The 16,210-nt window shown below is 70.6% G+C and carries 16 protein-coding genes and 1 pseudogene; 10 read left to right on the top strand and 7 right to left on the bottom strand.

Annotation, left to right across the window (positions count from 1 at the left end; genetic code table 11):
• Positions 1 to 87: 87 nt before the first annotated feature.
• The 6 genes and pseudogenes from AB0B39_RS32780 to AB0B39_RS32755 all read left to right on the top strand — a co-directional run.
• A pseudogene (locus AB0B39_RS32780) lies at positions 88 to 723 on the top strand (MFS transporter); the annotation flags it as partial.
• Between the two features lie 4 nt (positions 724 to 727).
• A complete protein-coding gene (locus AB0B39_RS32775) occupies positions 728 to 928 on the top strand; it encodes a DUF3046 domain-containing protein (protein ID WP_145784952.1) in 201 nt (66 codons plus the stop codon).
• Between the two features lie 184 nt (positions 929 to 1,112).
• A complete protein-coding gene (gene recA, locus AB0B39_RS32770; RefSeq protein WP_234590751.1) occupies positions 1,113 to 2,159 on the top strand; it encodes a recombinase RecA in 1,047 nt (348 codons plus the stop codon).
• 14 nt (positions 2,160 to 2,173) lie between these two features.
• Positions 2,174 to 2,863 carry a regulatory protein RecX gene (locus AB0B39_RS32765; protein WP_357576208.1) on the top strand — a complete coding sequence of 230 codons (690 nt, stop codon included), beginning with the start codon at positions 2,174 to 2,176 and terminating at the stop codon, positions 2,861 to 2,863.
• Between the two features lie 31 nt (positions 2,864 to 2,894).
• On the top strand, positions 2,895 to 3,722 hold the full coding sequence (locus AB0B39_RS32760; RefSeq protein ID WP_357576207.1) for a 3-keto-5-aminohexanoate cleavage protein: 828 nt from the start codon (positions 2,895 to 2,897) through the stop codon (positions 3,720 to 3,722).
• A 129-nt stretch (positions 3,723 to 3,851) separates the two neighbouring features.
• A complete protein-coding gene (locus tag AB0B39_RS32755) occupies positions 3,852 to 3,986 on the top strand; it encodes a hypothetical protein (RefSeq protein ID WP_357497850.1) in 135 nt (44 codons plus the stop codon).
• A 30-nt stretch (positions 3,987 to 4,016) separates the two neighbouring features.
• Here the strand turns inward: AB0B39_RS32755 and AB0B39_RS32750 are convergent, their stop codons facing one another.
• The gene (locus tag AB0B39_RS32750) at positions 4,017 to 4,613 is read right to left on the bottom strand and encodes a hypothetical protein (RefSeq protein ID WP_357576206.1); all 597 of its coding nucleotides are present in this window, start codon (positions 4,611 to 4,613) and stop codon (positions 4,017 to 4,019) included.
• 827 nt (positions 4,614 to 5,440) lie between these two features.
• On the opposite strand from AB0B39_RS32750, the gene rny reads away from it, so the two are divergent.
• Positions 5,441 to 7,207 (top strand): ribonuclease Y, encoded by a 1,767-nt coding sequence (gene rny / locus AB0B39_RS32745; protein WP_357576205.1) that lies wholly within the window; start codon positions 5,441 to 5,443, stop codon positions 7,205 to 7,207.
• 64 nt (positions 7,208 to 7,271) lie between these two features.
• On the opposite strand, the gene AB0B39_RS32740 is transcribed toward rny, so the two are convergent.
• The 4 genes from AB0B39_RS32740 to AB0B39_RS32725 all read right to left on the bottom strand — a co-directional run bounded on the left by AB0B39_RS32740 (position 7,272) and on the right by AB0B39_RS32725 (position 10,681).
• The gene (locus AB0B39_RS32740; RefSeq protein ID WP_357497846.1) at positions 7,272 to 8,153 is read right to left on the bottom strand and encodes an amino acid ABC transporter permease; all 882 of its coding nucleotides are present in this window, start codon (positions 8,151 to 8,153) and stop codon (positions 7,272 to 7,274) included.
• 43 nt (positions 8,154 to 8,196) lie between these two features.
• Positions 8,197 to 8,853: an amino acid ABC transporter permease gene (locus AB0B39_RS32735; RefSeq protein ID WP_234590776.1), complete on the bottom strand. Its 657-nt coding sequence runs from the start codon at positions 8,851 to 8,853 to the stop codon at positions 8,197 to 8,199.
• Between the two features lie 79 nt (positions 8,854 to 8,932).
• Positions 8,933 to 9,868, bottom strand: a complete 936-nt coding sequence (locus AB0B39_RS32730; RefSeq protein ID WP_357497843.1) for a glutamate ABC transporter substrate-binding protein — start codon at positions 9,866 to 9,868, stop codon at positions 8,933 to 8,935.
• A gap of 57 nt (positions 9,869 to 9,925) precedes the next feature.
• Positions 9,926 to 10,681: an amino acid ABC transporter ATP-binding protein gene (locus AB0B39_RS32725; protein WP_357497840.1), complete on the bottom strand. Its 756-nt coding sequence runs from the start codon at positions 10,679 to 10,681 to the stop codon at positions 9,926 to 9,928.
• 194 nt (positions 10,682 to 10,875) lie between these two features.
• On the opposite strand from AB0B39_RS32725, the gene selD reads away from it, so the two are divergent.
• Positions 10,876 to 11,865, top strand: a complete 990-nt coding sequence (gene selD / locus AB0B39_RS32720; protein ID WP_234590783.1) for a selenide, water dikinase SelD — start codon at positions 10,876 to 10,878, stop codon at positions 11,863 to 11,865.
• A gap of 239 nt (positions 11,866 to 12,104) precedes the next feature.
• Complete coding sequence (locus tag AB0B39_RS32715; protein ID WP_234590785.1) at positions 12,105 to 12,584, top strand: hypothetical protein; 480 nt, start codon at positions 12,105 to 12,107, stop codon at positions 12,582 to 12,584.
• 116 nt (positions 12,585 to 12,700) lie between these two features.
• Here the strand turns inward: AB0B39_RS32715 and AB0B39_RS32710 are convergent, their stop codons facing one another.
• Positions 12,701 to 12,958, bottom strand: a complete 258-nt coding sequence (locus tag AB0B39_RS32710; protein WP_234590787.1) for a DUF2277 family protein — start codon at positions 12,956 to 12,958, stop codon at positions 12,701 to 12,703.
• 56 nt (positions 12,959 to 13,014) lie between these two features.
• Between AB0B39_RS32710 and miaB the strand changes: the two genes are divergently transcribed.
• On the top strand, positions 13,015 to 14,514 hold the full coding sequence (gene miaB / locus AB0B39_RS32705) for a tRNA (N6-isopentenyl adenosine(37)-C2)-methylthiotransferase MiaB (protein ID WP_357576204.1): 1,500 nt from the start codon (positions 13,015 to 13,017) through the stop codon (positions 14,512 to 14,514).
• Positions 14,515 to 14,559: 45 nt separating this feature from the next.
• Here the strand turns inward: miaB and AB0B39_RS32700 are convergent, their stop codons facing one another.
• Entirely contained in the window at positions 14,560 to 15,924 is a 1,365-nt protein-coding gene (locus AB0B39_RS32700) for a cellulose binding domain-containing protein (RefSeq protein WP_357497835.1), read from the bottom strand.
• Positions 15,925 to 16,210 lie beyond the last annotated feature (286 nt).

Raw genomic sequence — 16,210 nt, 5'->3', positions numbered from 1 at the left:
CGTACATGACGAGAGGGCCGTCGCGGTGTGAGGTGACCATTCCGGCCCGCCGCAGCACGGCGAGCTGCTGGGAGACCGGGCACCGCGCCGGTCGCTGCGCGCGCGCCCCGCAGCGCCGGAATGCGGCTGGCCTGGTCGGTGGTACGCGGACAGCCAGCCGCCCGACTCGGCATCACCGCAGTGGCGATCGGCCACCTGGTGATGGTGGCGGTGATGGCGATGACCCCGGTCCGGCTCGGTGAGTCGCACGCCGACGCCGACGTGCTGCGGCTGGTCGGGATCGTGTTGAGCCTGCACATCGCCGGCATGTACGCGTTCGCCCCGGTCGTCGGCTGGCTCACCGACCGGCTCGGCCGGCGGGCGGTGATCCTCGGCGGGGTCGGGCTGCTGCTGGCCGCCTGCGCGGTCGCCGGCACCGCCGGGCACCACACGCCCCGGCTCTCGATCGGTCTGGTCCTGCTCGGGCTGGGCTGGTCGGGGACGATGGTGGCCGGCTCGACGCTGCTCTCCGAGTCCGTGTCGGCCGGTGTGCGGCCCAGCGTCCAGGGGTTCTCCGACCTGATCATGGGGTTGGCGGGGGCCAGCGCCGCGGTGCTCAGCGGGTTTGTCATGCAACTCGCCGGTTATCCGGTGCTCACCCTGCTCGCGGCGGTCGCGACAGTGCCCCTGGTGGCGCTAGCGTTGCGCCCGGTGCCGACCGGGGCACCCGGCGAGGAGGATTGATCACGTGCGGCTGACCGACTTCTGGGCGCGGTTGGAGGAGGCGTTCGGGCCGGGCTACGCGGCAAGCATCGCCCGGGATCAGGTGCTGTCCCAGCTCGACGGCCGGACCATCGAGCAGGCGTTGGCATCGGGTGAGCGGACGAACGTGGTGTGGCGGGCGGTGTGCGCCGCATATCCCGACCGCGTGCCCGCGCGACTACGCTGAGCAGCCTTTTCGCCGGTTCCGCGTGTCGCTTGTCGAGTCGTACACCTGTTCGGCTATTGTCCACAGCGGGGTGCTCGTCCACAGCTCGCGGCCCGTCGGCTGGTTTTCTGTCGGACCTAGCGCCTAGCGTGTCCGCGTGACGCGAAGCTCAGCAAAGACGCCGGCGAAGGCAGGGGTGGCAACCATGGCAGCAGGGCCTGACCGGGAGAAGGCACTCGACCTTGCTCTCGCTCAGATCGACAAGCAATTCGGCAAGGGCTCGGTGATGCGGCTGGGGGAGCGGCCGGTCGTCCAGACCGCCGTGATCCCGACCGGCTCCATCGCGCTCGATGTCGCGCTCGGCGTGGGTGGCCTGCCACGGGGCCGGGTGGTCGAGATCTACGGCCCGGAGTCCAGCGGTAAGACGACGGTGGCGCTGCACGCGGTGGCCAGCGCCCAGCGGGCCGGCGGCATCGCCGCCTTCATCGACGCCGAGCACGCGCTCGACCCGGAGTACGCGAAGGCTCTCGGTGTCGACACCGACGCGATGCTGGTCTCTCAGCCGGACACCGGCGAGCAGGCGCTGGAAATCGCGGACATGCTGATCCGCTCCGGCGCGATCGACATCATCGTGATCGACTCGGTGGCGGCCCTGGTGCCGCGCGCCGAGATCGAGGGCGAGATGGGCGACAGCCACGTTGGCCTCCAGGCCCGGCTGATGAGCCAGGCGCTCCGGAAGATCACCGGTGTGCTCAGCAACACCGGCACCACGGCGATCTTCATCAACCAGCTGCGCGAAAAGATCGGCGTGATGTTCGGCAGCCCGGAGACCACCACCGGTGGTCGGGCGCTGAAGTTCTACGCCTCGGTCCGGCTCGACGTGCGACGCATCGAGAGCCTCAAGGACGGCACCGACGTGGTCGGTAACCGCACCCGGGTCAAGGTTGTGAAGAACAAGGTGGCCGCGCCGTTCAAGCAGGCCGAGTTCGACATCATGTACGGCAAGGGCATCTCGCGTGAGGGCTCGCTGATCGACGTCGGCGTGGAGCAGGCGATCATCCGCAAGTCCGGAGCGTGGTACACGTACGACGGCGACCAGCTCGGCCAGGGCAAGGAGAAGGCCCGGGAGTTCCTGAAGGAGAACCCGGACGTGGCCGCCGAGATCGAGAAGAAGATCCTGGAGAAGCTCGGCGTCGGGGTTGGCGCGAGCGACGCCGCCGGTGGCCCCGAGCTGCCGCCTGTCGACTTCTGACGGGTCGCTGACTCATGGCAGGACGACGCGCCCGTACGGGGCGGGGCTGGGATGCCAGTCCGCCTCGTACGGGCGACGCCGCCGATCCGCCGCGTCCCCGCCGGGGCCGCCGGGCCGAACCGTCGGCGGAGGAGCAGGCGTCCACGCCGCGCGACGAGTCCGAGGTGGCCCGCGAGATCTGCCTCCGTCAGCTCGCCGTCCGTCCGCGTACCCGCGCCGAGCTGGCCGGGGCGCTGGCCAAGCGGGGCATCTCCGAGGAGGTGTCGGCCGAGGTACTGGACCGGTACGACGAGGTCGGCATCATCGACGACGCCGCGTTCGCCCGCGCCTGGGTGTCCAGCCGGCACACCGGTCGTGGCCTGGCCCGCCGAGCGCTCGCCAACGAGCTGCGCCGCAAGGGTGTCGACGGCGAGGTGGCCACCGAGGCGCTCGGCGAGCTGGACGAGGAGACCGAGTCCGCAACCGCCCGCGCCCTCGTGGAGCGCAAGCTACGCACCGCCCGGGGTGAGCCAGACGCGGTCTTCCGCCGGCTGGTGGGCATGCTGGCCCGCAAGGGTTATCCGCCCGGCGTGGCCATCCGCGCGGTGAAGGACGCGCTCGCCGCGCAGAGCGCCGAGGCGGCCGAGTTCGCCGAGCAGATCGACGCCGACGCGCTCGCCGACGCCGAGGGCGATCTGGAGCGCGACAGCCGTCCGCTCGACTGAGCGGCGCGGTGGGTGCGGTGGGGGTGACCCGATGGTGAAAGCGTGTCTGAACGGCCAGCGCAGTCGTGCCGCCCATCCGGCCGTGCCGGTGACCCCGGCGGAGTTGGCGGCCGACGCGGCCTGCTGCGCCGCGCTGGGCGTCGCGGCAGTGCACGTCCATCCCAGGGACGCGGCCGGTGTCGAGTCACTGCACCCGACGGTGATCGCCGACGCGCTGACCGCGATCCGTGCGGCCCGGCCGGGGCTGCCGGTGGGGGTGAGCACCGGGGCCTGGATCGAACCGGACCCGGCCGCCCGGGTGGCAGTCGTCCGCTCCTGGTCGGTGCTGCCCGACTTCGCCTCGGTGAACGCGCACGAGCCCGGCGCCGAGGCGGTCGCCACCGCGCTGCATGAGCGTGGCGTGCTCGTCGAGGTGGGGCTCTGGACTGTCGACGCCGTGCAGGCGTACCGGTCCTGGCGGGTGCCGGCCGGCCGGATCCTCGTTGAGTGCATGGCGCAGGAGCCGGTAGTCGCGCTTGCCGATGCGGCGCGGATCCTCGCCGCGCTGCCGCCGCCCGCGCGGACGCCCGCCGCGCCACACGGGTCGGGGTTGCCGGACGGGGTGCCGGGGTCGGCGGGGATGCCCGGCGTGCCACAGGGGTCGGGGTTGCCGGACGGGTCGCCGCCGGAGACCGCGGGGACTCCGCCTGTGCTGTTGCACGCCGAGGGTCCGGCCACCTGGGCGGTGCTCGTCGAGGCGGTCAGCCGTGGGCTGCACACCCGGATCGGGCTGGAGGACACACTCCTGTTGCCCGACGGCACAACGGCACCGGGCAACGCGGCGTTGGTCACCGCCGCGCTGGCAGCCGGCGCGAGCTGAGCCGCCGCGGATGATCGTGCTCGATCCAGGATGTAGGGGCATCGTCGCGCCGGTGAGGCCACTACTTCCAGGATCGAGCACGATCTTGAGGCGGTTCGCGGCGTCGGGCCGACGGTGAGGCCGCCCGGCGTGGCCATCCGCGCGGTGAAGGACGGCTCGCCGCGCAGAGCGCCGAGGCGGCCGAGTGCGCCGAGCAAGATCGACGCCGACGCGCTCGCCAACGCCGAGGGCGCTCTGGAGCCCGGAAGTCGCCCGATCGAGTGAGCGGTGCGACCGCCGAACTCCGGAGGTCGGTCAGCGGGGGAAACGCAAGCTTTCCACGATCAGGTCGCAGCCCGCCCGCATCTGCGCCGCCGGCAGCACGCCGTGCCGACACATGATCATGAACTCGTCGGTGGCGTCGGGAACGACGCCGAAGACCATCACGTCACTGACGCCGGGCATCTCATCCATGCTCGCCATCGGCTCAGGAGGGAGCTTGTAGGAGTCGAGCCGGACGGCCTTCGCGCCATCGAGCGTGAATCGTTGGACCGCCGGATCCGAAGGCACGATGACGGGGTCGTCGACGAGGAACAGATCCATCGGTGAGCCCTCCACCGGGTTCGGCGCTGTGATCATCAGCATGACCACGTCGCCCTCGCCCCCGCCCTTCGGCGAGACCTGGGCACAGGCCGGGTCTTCCCGTGGCGGGCAGGGGCGCGTCGTCCAGCCTGCCGGCGCGGTGAAGCTCATACGCCCGTCTGCGGTGGTGGTCCGCTCACCAGGCTTGAGCGCTGGCGTGTCATCCGACCGGCTTGCGGAGTCGATGGTCGATCGCCAGTTCGCGAAGACCACCACGGCACCGAACGACAGTGCCAACACGCCCATGAACAGGAGCAGCCTTCGCGTCATGCCTGGACGGTAGGGGACCTTCAGATGATCGACAATCCGCCAGCGGCACGGTCTGTGCTCGCGTCTGTACCACCCTGCACGCACCGAGGCGGATGATCGTGCTCGATCCAGGATGTAGGGGCATCACCGCGCCGCTGAGAGCACTACATCCAGGATCGAGCACGATCTTGCGGGCTGTGTGCGGGTCGCGTGCGATCTTGGGCCACTGCGCGGGGGTTGAGCGCGATCTTGGGGCACTGCGCGGCGGGTCGCGTCGGGATCGGGTAGGTCGAGCGAGGTTCGCGACTCCGCAGGTCACCAGTATCACCACGTCGGCGCCGGGCGGGGGGTGCCGCTACCGCTGAACAGGCACGACATCCGAATCGGGGGCGTCGGCTCGCCGCGTTTGTCCTGCCGTGTCCGACACGACATCAGCTTTGCGTGACGCTGCAACTTCTCTCCGTTCGGGGGGTTTGATCATGAGTCCTTGACCAGACCGCCCTCGGCGACCTAGCCTCGCCATACAGGCTCACATTGCCCGACCAGCGCAGGCTAAGCGCACAACATAGATCTCGTAACAGAACAGCATCACTTTGGCCGACTCCGCGGCCTTTGGCGGCAGTTCCGGACTGGCCGGTCCGGCACTCCGCGACAACTGCACCCGGTCGCCGACGATGCCCGAGGGCACCGCCGGCGGAGAGAGCTACCCACGGCCAGCCGCTCCGGTCGGGCGTCCACAGCCGCAGGAGTGTGCCTCGGGCACAGTCGCTGCGGTCTTGACGTTCAGGGGAGGCGGCCATGGCGGGGCGGCGGCACAGGTTCACCGGTAGACCCAGCGGGGTCCCGGCATGAACGCCCTCGACGTCGTGCTTCTCGCGGCCGTCCTGATCCTCGCGGTGGTCGTGGTCGGGGCGGTGCTGGTCGGCATTCGGACACTGGGTCGGATGGGCGCGGCGCCGGCCCCGGAGGATCCCGCCTTCATCGCGGAGAAGGACCGTCAGGAACAGTCCCTGGCTGCCCTGCGCAACGCCGCCGACCAGGCGAACAGCACGATCGATGTGGCCAAGTCCGCGGCCTCCGCCGCTCGTGCCGAGGCGGCGGCGGCGAAGGCCGAGGCGAAGGCGGCCCGGGCCGAGGCCCGACGGGTGCTCGACGACGCCCGTGCCGAGGCGGACACCGTGCTGGAGCGGGCGCACAAGCAGGCCGAGGCGGACGCCGAGCAGCTGCGCACGGCGGCGCGTCGCAGCGGCGAGCGGGAGGTCGCGGTGCTCGCCGCCACGACCCGGGAGCAGGCCGCCGAGGTGGAGCGCCGGGCGGCCCGGATGGACGAGCGGGAGCGGCTGCACACCGAGGAGGTGGAGCGGTTCGCCGAGCGGGAGCGGCAGCTCACCGCGGCGAGCGCCGCCCTCGCGGCTCGGGAGTCCGCGCTCGCCCAGCGCGAGACCGAGCTGGCCGAGGCCGAGGAGCTGCGCCGCCGGGAGCTGGAGCGGGTGGCCGGTCTCACCGCCGAGTCGGCGCGGCTGGAGCTGATCGACGCGATCGAGACGCAGGCCAAGCGCGAGGCGGCGCTGCTGGTGCGCGACATCGAGTCCGACGCGCGCAGCACCGCCGAGCAGCGGGCCCGACACATCGTGGTGGACGCGATCCAGCGGGTGGCCAGCGAGCAGACCGCCGAGAGCGTGGTCAGCGTCCTGCATCTGCCGGGCGACGAGATGAAGGGCCGCATCATCGGCCGGGAGGGGCGCAACATCCGCGCCTTCGAGTCGGTGACCGGGGTCAACCTGATCATCGATGACACCCCGGAAGCGGTGCTGCTCTCCTGCTTCGACCCGGTCCGCCGCGAGGTCGGCCGGCTCACGCTGGAGAAGCTGGTGCTGGACGGACGGATCCACCCGCACCGGATCGAGGAGGTCTACGACCTGGCCCGGCAGGAGGTGGAGCAGCTCTGCCTGCGCGCCGCCGAGGACGCCCTGGTCGAGGTCGGCATCACCGAGATCCACCCGGAGCTGGTCACCCTGCTGGGTCGGCTGCGCTACCGCACCTCGTACGGGCAGAACGTGCTCAAGCACCTGGTGGAGACCGCCCACATCGCCGGCATCATGGCCGCCGAGCTGCGACTGGACGTGCCCACCATCAAGCGGTCGGCGTTCCTGCACGACATCGGCAAAGCGCTCACCCACGAGGTCGAGGGCAGCCACGCCATCATCGGCGCCGACCTGGCCCGCAAGTACGGCGAGCACGAGGACGTGGTGCACGCCATCGAGGCGCACCACAACGAGGTGCCGCCGCAGACCATCGAGGCCGTGCTCACCCAGGCCTCCGACGCCTGTTCCGGCGGTCGGCCGGGCGCGCGCCGGGAGAGCCTGGAGGCGTACGTCAAGCGCCTAGAGCGGATCGAGGAGATCGCGGCCGGGAAGCTCGGCGTGGACAAGGTCTTCGCCATGCAGGCCGGCCGGGAGATCCGGGTGATGGTCAAGCCCGACGACGTGGACGACATCGGGGCGGCCGTGCTGGCCCGCGACGTGGCCAAGCAGATCGAGGAGGAGCTGACCTACCCGGGTCAGATCCGGGTCACCGTGGTCCGCGAGTCCCGGGTCACCGAGATCGCTCGCTGATCCCGCAACAGACGACGGGCGGGTGGCTGTGGCCACCCGCCCGTCGCTCGTTCCGCTGGTCCCGTCAGATCATCCGGGCGGAGTCCTCGCCGACGCTCTGGGCGGGCAGCACCTTCGCCGCCGTCCGCGGGGTGCGGCCCATCCGCTTCTGCAACCACCAGGCCAGGATCGACAGGGCGCCGCAAATAGTGATGTAGACGGCCGCCACGATCAGGTACGTCGGCACGTACGGCAGTCCGAACGGCAACCGGCCGCCGATCTGCTTCCCGGCGAACAGCAGCTCGGGGTACGTGATGATGAAGCCCAGCGCGGTGTCCTTGAGCAGCACCACGAGCTGGCTGACGATCGCCGGGAGCATCGACCGGACGGCCTGCGGCAGCAGGATGAGCCGCAGCACCTGGTTCTTGCGCAGGCCGATCGCGTACGCGCCCTCGGTCTGCCCGTACGGCACCGCGTTGATGCCGGCCCGGAAGATCTCCGCGAGGACCGAGCCGTTGTACAGCATCAGCCCGATGACCAGCGCCCACAGCTTGTCGATCGACCAGCCGTACTGCAGTGGGACGTAGTAGCCGAAGAAGATCAGGATCAGCAGCGGGATCGCCCGGAACAGCTCCACCACGAAGGTCGACGGTGCGCGCAGGATCCACTTGTCGCTCAGTCGGCCGCTGGCGAAGACCGCGCCGAAGAGCAGCGCCAGGACGGCGGCGATGCCGGCCGCCTTCAGCGTCGCCCACAGGCCGCCGAGCAGTTCGCGCTGCACCGAGGAGTACTGGAACTGCTCCCACTTGCGAGCCTCGAACTGGCCGGTGTCGTAGAACTTGTAACCGATGTAGGCGAGCAGGGCGATGATGCCGACGGTGGAGGCGACGCCCAGGATCGCGTTGCGCCGCTTGGCGCGGGGCCCGGGCAGGTCGTAGAGGATCGACGCCTGGCTCAACTCAGCCACCTTCCGTTCGCGACTGCGGGGCTCGCAAGCTCACTCCTCGCGCTCACCGCGCCACCCGCCACTTGCGTTCGAGGAACCGCTGCAGCGCCACCAGCGGCAGGATCAGGATCAGGAAGCCGATGGTGATCCAGAGCAGGACGGCGAACTGCGGCTCGCCCCGCTCGGCCATGTACGCCGGGATCGCGCCGGCTTCCAGCACCGAGAAACCGGCGGCGATGGTGGTGTTCTTCAGCATCGCGATGAACACGCTCATCATCGGCGGAACCATCGCCCGCAGCGCCTGCGGCAGCACGATGAGCGTGAGCACCTGACCGAAGGTCATGCCCAGCGCGCGGGCCGCCTCGGCCTGGCCCGCGGCGACCGTGTTGACGCCGGAGCGGATCACCTCGCAGACGAACGCCGAGGTGTAGACGGTCAGCGCGATGGCGGCGCTGGGAAAGTAGTCGATGTTGACGTCGAGCTTCGGCACCGCGAACACGAGGAACGCGAAGACGAGCGTCAGAGGGGTGTTGCGCACCAGGTTGACGTACGTGGCACCGAACGCCCGCAGGGCCGGCACGGGGGACACCCGCATCGCGCCGAGCAGCGTGCCGAGGACGAGGCTGCCGACCGCGGCGATCAGGAAAAGTTTGACGGTGTTGGTGAACCCGTCGACGAACAGTTGCCCGTTGTCCGTCAGTACGCGGAAGAACTCGCCCATGCCTCGCTCTCAGTCCTCGGACGGGCGCCGGACGGGGACGAGCCCCGCCCGGCGCCGCAACTCGTGTCGAGCCGGACGATCAGTACCGCTCGACCTTCGGCGGGGTGCCCGCCGAGCCGGACAGGCCGAGCGTGCCGTCGTAGATCTTCTGCCAGGTGCCGTTGGTGAAGGCGGCCTCGATCTGGTCGTTGACGTAGTCGCGCAGCGCCTTGTCGTCCTTCGGCAGGCCGATGCCGTACTTCTCGGTGCTGAACGGCTGGCCGACCACCTTCAGCTCGTCCGGGTTCTGCGCCGCGTAGCCCTTGAGGATGGCGTCGTCGGTGGTGACGGCGTCGACCTTCTTGTCGAGCAGCTGCGACACGCACTCCGAGTAGGTCTTGAACTCGACGATGTTGTTCGCCTCGGTCAGACCCTCGTCGCGGACCTTCTGGATCGGGGTCGAGCCGGTGGCCGAGCAGACCTTCTTGCCCTTGAGCGCGTCCTTGCCGGTGATCGCCGACTCGTCCTTGCGGACCAGCAGGTCCTGGCCGGCGACGAAGTACGGGCCGGCGAAGGAGATGTCGTTCTTGCGCTTGTCGGTGATCGAGTAGGTGCCGACGTAGTAGTCGACCTCACCACCCTTGATCGCGGTCTCCCGGTTGGCCGACGCGATCTCCTTGTACTCGATCTTCGCCGGGTCGACGCCGAGCGTGCTGGCCACGTACTGGGCGATCTCGATGTCGAAGCCGCACCGCTTGCCCTGGGCGTCCTTGTAGCCGAGGTTCGGCTGGTCGAACTTGACGCCGATGGAGACCTTGCCCGCCGCCTTGATCTTCTCGAAGGTCGGGCTGCCGGCGACGGCAGCGTCCGTCTTCGGGGTGAAGGTCGCGCCGGAGCTCTTGCAGGTGTCGGCCTGGGCGCCACCGGAGGCGTTCCCACCGGCGCTCGGCGTCGGCTCACCGTCCTTGCCGCAGGCCGCGGCGGACAGGGCGAGGGACGCCATCATGGCGACCGCCGCCACGCGCTTCATACGCATACTCTTCTCCTTCTTCAACGGAGCCCGCCGTTGTACGGCACGCTCCACTACGGACGCCTAGTGCGTGAGGATCTTGGAGAGGAAGTCCTTGGCCCGCTCACTGCGCGGGTTGGCGAAGAACTCCGCCGGGGAGGCGTCCTCGACGAGCTTGCCGTCGGCCATGAAGATGACCCGATTGGCGGCGTGCCGGGCGAAACCCATCTCGTGGGTGACCACGACCATCGTCATGCCGTCGCTGGCCAGCGAGGTCATCACGTCCAGCACCTCACCGACCATCTCCGGGTCCAGCGCGCTGGTCGGCTCGTCGAACAGCATCGCCTTGGGCTGCATGGCCAGGGCGCGGGCGATCGCTGCCCGCTGCTGCTGACCGCCGGAGAGCTGGGCGGGGAACTTGTCCGCCTGGTTGGCGATGCCGACCCGGTCGAGCAGGGCCAGGCCGCGCTCGCGGGCCACGGAGGCCTTCTCCTTGCGGACCTTGATCGGCCCGAGGGTGACGTTCTCCAGGATGGTCTTGTGAGCGAAGAGGTTGAAGGACTGGAAGACCATGCCCACCTCGCTGCGCAGCCTGGCGAGGGGCTTGCCCTCGGCCGGCAACGGCTGACCGTCGAAGGTGATGGTGCCGGAGTTGATCGGTTCCAGTCGGTTGATGGCGCGGCACAGCGTCGACTTGCCGGAGCCGGACGGGCCGATCACCACGACCACCTCGCCCCGACCCACCGACAGCGAGACGTCGTCCAGCACGTGCAGCGGCCCGAACCACTTGTTGACCGCGTCCAGCACGATGAGCGGTTCGCCCGTCGTCACGTCGTCCACCGTCCCTGTCGTCTCCCCGGATCGGGGTCGGTTGACCCCCGGTTGGGCAACTGTAGGCGGCGTGAAGTGGCGGAACGCAACTCAGTTGGTCACGGAGCGGTAACACCGGCCCCGATCGTTGTCGGGCGTCCGATTTCGGTCACCACCGGGCCGCAACTGTGGCGTCCGCGCGGGCTTGCCGAGATCATGGAGGGATGACGGAACCGGTACGGCTGACCCGTTACGCGCGCGGCGGCGGCTGCGCCTGCAAGATCCCGCCGGGCGAGCTGGAGGTCATGGTGGCTGGCCTTGGCCCGGCCACCGGCACCGCCGAGCTGCTGGTCGGCCTGGACCACGGCGACGACGCCGCGGTGGTCCGACTGGACGAGCGGACCGGCATCGTCAGCACCGCGGACTTCTTCACCCCGGTCGTCGACGACGCGTACGACTGGGGGCGCATCGCCGCGGCCAACGCGTTGTCCGACGTGTACGCGATGGGTGGCATCCCGCTGGTGGCGCTCAACCTGCTCTGCTGGCCGCGCGACGTGCTGCCGCTGGAGCTGGCGCGCGAGGTGCTGCGCGGCGGTCAGGACGTGGCCCGGGAGGCGGGCTGTCACCTGGCCGGTGGGCACAGCGTGGACGACGACGGCCCGAAGTACGGTCTCGCCGTCACCGGCACCGTCCGCCCGGAGGAACTGATCACTCTGGACGCCGGCCGCGCGGGAGTGCCGCTGTCGCTGACCAAACCGCTCGGGGTGGGCGTGCTCAACACCCGGCACAAGGCCACCGGTGAGACCTTCCCGGAGGCGGTCGCCTCGATGAGCGCGCTCAACCGGGACGCCGCCCGCGCGGCGGTCGCCGCCGGCATCCGGTGCGGCACCGACGTGACAGGCTTCGGCCTGCTCGGGCACGCGTCGAAGCTGGCCCGTGCCAGTCAGCTCACGGTGGCCATCGACACCGCCCGGGTCCCGTACCTTGCCGGTGCGCGGGAGGCGCTGCGCGACGGGTACGTCAGCGGCGGCAGCCGTCGCAACCTGGAGTGGGTCACCCCCTGGACGGATTTCGGCGCGGCGGACGAGGGTGAGCGGCTGCTGTTGGCCGACGCGCAGACCTCCGGCGGCCTGCTGGTCGCCGGTGAGCTGCCGGGGGCGCCGGTGGTGGGCGAGCTGCTGCCCCGCGGGGAGCACCTGGTCGTCCTGCGCTGACCGGCGCGGCGGAAAGGCCCGGTGGCGGTGCCGGGACACGCGGTCCCGGTGGTTCGGATGGCGCACGATAGCCGATAAACTGTCACCTTCCCGCTACTCCGAGCAATGCCGCTCAGGGAAATTTTGCCCGGAATGGTCACAGACCGGTAACTTGCCCCCGGCTGGGGTCAAATGCCCCCCACCATCGTCAGTAAGGCCCGATCCGGAGGCCGGTGGGACGAACGCAGCGAGGAGGCGGAATGACCGAGCTGTGGAACTGGAGAATCGATCGGGTACGACCCGTGGAGGTCTACCCGGCGCTGGCCGAGGCGCTCGGTCGGGTGGTGATGCCGCTGGCAGTGGCGGATCCGGCCCGACTGCCGGCGTACGCGGTGGTGTGTGACGTCTGGCAGGCGCCGGGCGAGTTCTCGACGGTGGTCGACTGCTACGGGGTGCCCGACCGGCTCTCCGAGCACGCCAGCATCGCCGCGCTGGCCCGCCTGCTGGGCCGCAACTGCCTACTGCGCGACGACACGCTCGACGCCGGTCGGCACCTGCTCGTCGCACCGGACGGGACGGTCCGCCCGGTGCACTTCGACGTCCGGGACACCGACGACGGCGAGGTGCTCAGTCGGCACCGGCTGTGCACGCTGGGTGATCCGGGTTGCCGGGGCTGGTCGCAGTGTCACCGCTCGCGCTGGGCACCCGACACCGTCGCACCGGTGCTCGCCGCAGCCTGACGCGGCACCCACCCAGCCAGGCGGGCCGGTGCCGGGGTGAGCCGGGCCGGTGCCCGGGGCGAGCCGGGCGGGCAGGTGCCCGGCCAACCCGGGCCGGTGTCGGTGCGCCGAAGTGGTCAGCCGCGCCCGGTGGCGGCGGCGGCCGGCCGGTCGGCGGCGCCCGACCCGCCACCCCGCACGACCAGCTGGTCGAGCAGGGTGCGGGTGGCCTCCGTCACGGCGGCCACCGCGGCCTCGAACGCGGCGGCGTTGTGCGCGGCGGGCGCCCGGAAGCCCGAGATCTTCCGGACGTACTGCAACGCCGCCGCCTCGATGTCCGCCTCGGTCACCTGCGGGGTGAACGGCTCCCGCAACGTCTTGATGCTTCGGCACATGTCGGGTCCTCCTCGGTTCGGGGTGATCCGGTCGACCCGGATACGCTGTCCTGGTCATGACTACCGCAGCGGCGGGCAGCCCGCGCACCTACCAGGTGCGCACCTACGGCTGCCAGATGAACGTGCACGACTCCGAGCGCATCTCCGGCCTGCTCGAACAGGCCGGCTACGTGCGCGCGCCCCAGGCCGACGACACCCCGGACATCGTCGTCTTCAACACCTGCGCGGTGCGGGAGAACGCGGACAACCGTCTCTACGGCAACCTCGGTCATCTGCGCCCCGTGAAGGACAAGCACCCGGGGATGCAGATCGCCGTCGGTGGTTGCCTGGCGCAGAAGGACCGCGGCGAGATCGTCCGCAGGGCGCCCTGGGTGGACGTCGTCTTCGGCACGCACAACATCGGTGCCCTGCCGGTGCTGCTGGAACGGGCCCGGCACAACGCCGCCGCCGAGGTGGAGATCCTGGAGTCGCTGGACGTCTTCCCGTCCACGCTGCCGACCCGCCGCGAGTCCACGTACGCCGGCTGGGTCTCGATCTCGGTGGGCTGCAACAACACCTGCACGTTCTGCATCGTGCCCTCTCTGCGCGGCAAGGAGAAGGACCGCCGTCCTGGCGACATCCTCTCCGAGGTGCGCGCACTGGTGGACGAGGGCGTGCTGGAGGTGACCCTGCTCGGGCAGAACGTCAACTCCTACGGCGTCGAGTTCGGCGACCGGTACGCGTTCGGCAAGCTGCTGCGCGCGACAGGTGAGATCGACGGCCTGGAGCGGGTCCGGTTCACCAGCCCGCACCCGAAGGACTTCACCGACGACGTGATCGCCGCGATGGCCGAGACACCGAACGTCTGCCACTCGCTGCACATGCCGTTGCAGTCCGGCTCCGACGACGTGCTCAAGGCGATGCGCAGGTCGTACCGCTCCGAGCGGTACCTGGGGATCATCGAGAAGGTCCGCGCGGCGATGCCGGACGCGGCGATCACCACCGACATCATCGTCGGCTTCCCCGGCGAGACGGAGGCCGACTTCCAGCGCACGCTGGACGTGGTGCGCGAGGCCCGGTTCTCCTCGGCCTTCACCTTCCAGTACTCGAAGCGCCCCGGCACTCCCGCCGCGACGATGGACGGCCAGTTGCCCAAGCCTGTCGTGCAGGAGCGGTACGAGCGGCTGATCGCGGCCGTCGAGGAGATCTCCTGGGCGGAGAACAAGCGTCTGGTGGGGGAGCCCGTCGAGGTGCTGGTCGCGGTCGGCGAGGGTCGCAAGGACGAGCGGACCGGGCGGCTGTCCGGCCGGGCCCGCGACGGCCGGCTCGTCCACTTCGACGCCGGCAGTTTCGCCGGGTCGATCCGGCCCGGCGACATCGTGCACACCACCGTCACGTACGCCGCGCCGCATCACCTCAACGCGGACGGGGCACCGCTGTCGCACCGGCGCACGCGGGCCGGCGACGCCGCCGAGGCGGGGCGCTCTCCGCGTACCCCCGGGGTGTTGTTGGGCCTGCCCACGATCGGCGCACCGGCGGTCGCGCCCGCGGCCACCGGCGGCTGCGCCGCGCACTGACCCGGCCGGGGCCCGCCGGCACGGCGGACCCCGACCGACTCACGGTCAGACCGTGATGCGACCGGCGCCGGCGCCGGCCGTCACGACGGACTTGACGTTGCTCGCCGTGTCAAGTTGGTACGAGTACGGGATGCTGGCGACGCTGCCGCCGGTCTGCCCGGCCGGCGAGTTGACGAAGTAGTTGTTGCGGGCCACCAGGCGGCCCGGCCCGGAGTCGGCCTCACCGAGGTGGTACGTGTCGGGGACGTTCTCGAAGTAGTTGCCCTCGACGAGCACCCCGGCGTTCTCGGTGGAGGCCACGCCGTAGCCGGTGTTGGCCCGGTAGTAGTTGTTGTAGACGTGCACCGGGTTGCCGAAGCGCACCCGCGGGTTGCGCTGCTTGCTGCCGTCGAACCAGTTGTGGTGGTACGTCACGCGCAGGTGGCCGGTGTCCTGCGCGCCGTTGTCGTCGCTGTGGCCGAGCAGCATGGTCTTGTCGTGGTTGAAGACCCGGTTCCACGACACCGTGACGAAGTCCGATCCGCGCTTGATGTCGACCGCGCCGTCGTACCCGTTGCTGAAGGTGTTGTGGTCGATCCAGATGTTGGTGGCCGACTCCTGCACGTTGATCGCGTCGTCGTTCCAGTCCCGGAAGGTCAGGTTCCGGATGATGACGTTGCGGTCACCGCTGACGTTGAGTCCACAGCCGACGATCGTCGCGCCGGAGTTGCCGAGGATGGTCTTGTTCGACCGGACCCGCAGCATTCCCGAGCAGGAGATGGTGCCGGAGACGCGGATGACGGCGGAGCCGGTGGCGTTCAGGGCGCTGGTCAACGCCGAGGCGTTGGAGACGGTGGTGGCCGGGGCGCCGCCACCGCCGGTGGTGCCGCCGTTCTGGGTGGCCCAGCCGACCAGGCCCGTCTGCGGCGGGACGCTCGGTGGGGGATCGCTGGGGATCGGCGGGGTGGTCGGCGGGGTGGTCGGCGTGCCCGGGGTGGTCGGGGTGGTGGTGCCACCGGTGCAGGCGACGTTGTTGAGGGTGAAGCTGGTCGGGTCCGGGTTGCTGGAGTTCCAGCTCGCGTTGAAGCCGAACGAGGTGCTGCCGTTGGTGGCCAGATTGGCGTTGTAGTCGACGTTGGTGGCGGAGACCTGGCTGCCGCTCTGGGTGACGGTGGCGCCCCACGCCTGGCTGACCTGCTGACCGGCCCCGTACGACCAGCGCAGCGTCCAGCCGGAGACCGGGTCGCCGAGGTTGGTGACGGTGACGTTGCCGGTGAATCCGCCCGGCCACTGGCTGGCGACCGAGTAGGCGACCTGGCAGCCGGCGGCCGCCTGGGCCGAGACGGCGGTCAGGAGCCCGCCGGTGACCAGGGCCGCGGTGGCTGCGGCGGTGGTGGCGAGCAGCGTCATCCGACGCTGTGGTGTGCGCATGCTGCTTCCTCTCGATGAGGCGGACGGACCGTCGCGACGCCCATGCCCGTGGGCGGCGAGGTGGCCGGGACCCACGGGGTCTCGGGTCCGCCGGTGCAGTTCGGTGAAAGCGGCTCCCGCGCTCGCGCCGACCACTACGGAGGCAAGCGCTTTCCCGATGAGAACATAGAAGGACCTGGATGTAAATGCTCGGGGTGGGGGGGGGCCCCCCCCCGGGGGGCCGGCCCCCCCCCCCCCCCCCCCCCGCGGGCCCGGTTGGAAGCAGGGGCCCCGGGGGGGGGCGGGC

The sequence above is a fragment of the Micromonospora sp. NPDC049114 genome, assembly GCF_040648635.1.
Lineage (GTDB): Bacteria > Actinomycetota > Actinomycetes > Mycobacteriales > Micromonosporaceae > Micromonospora.
The sequence above is the reverse complement of the archived record's forward strand: the minus strand, read 5'-3'. Positions and strand labels throughout refer to the sequence as shown.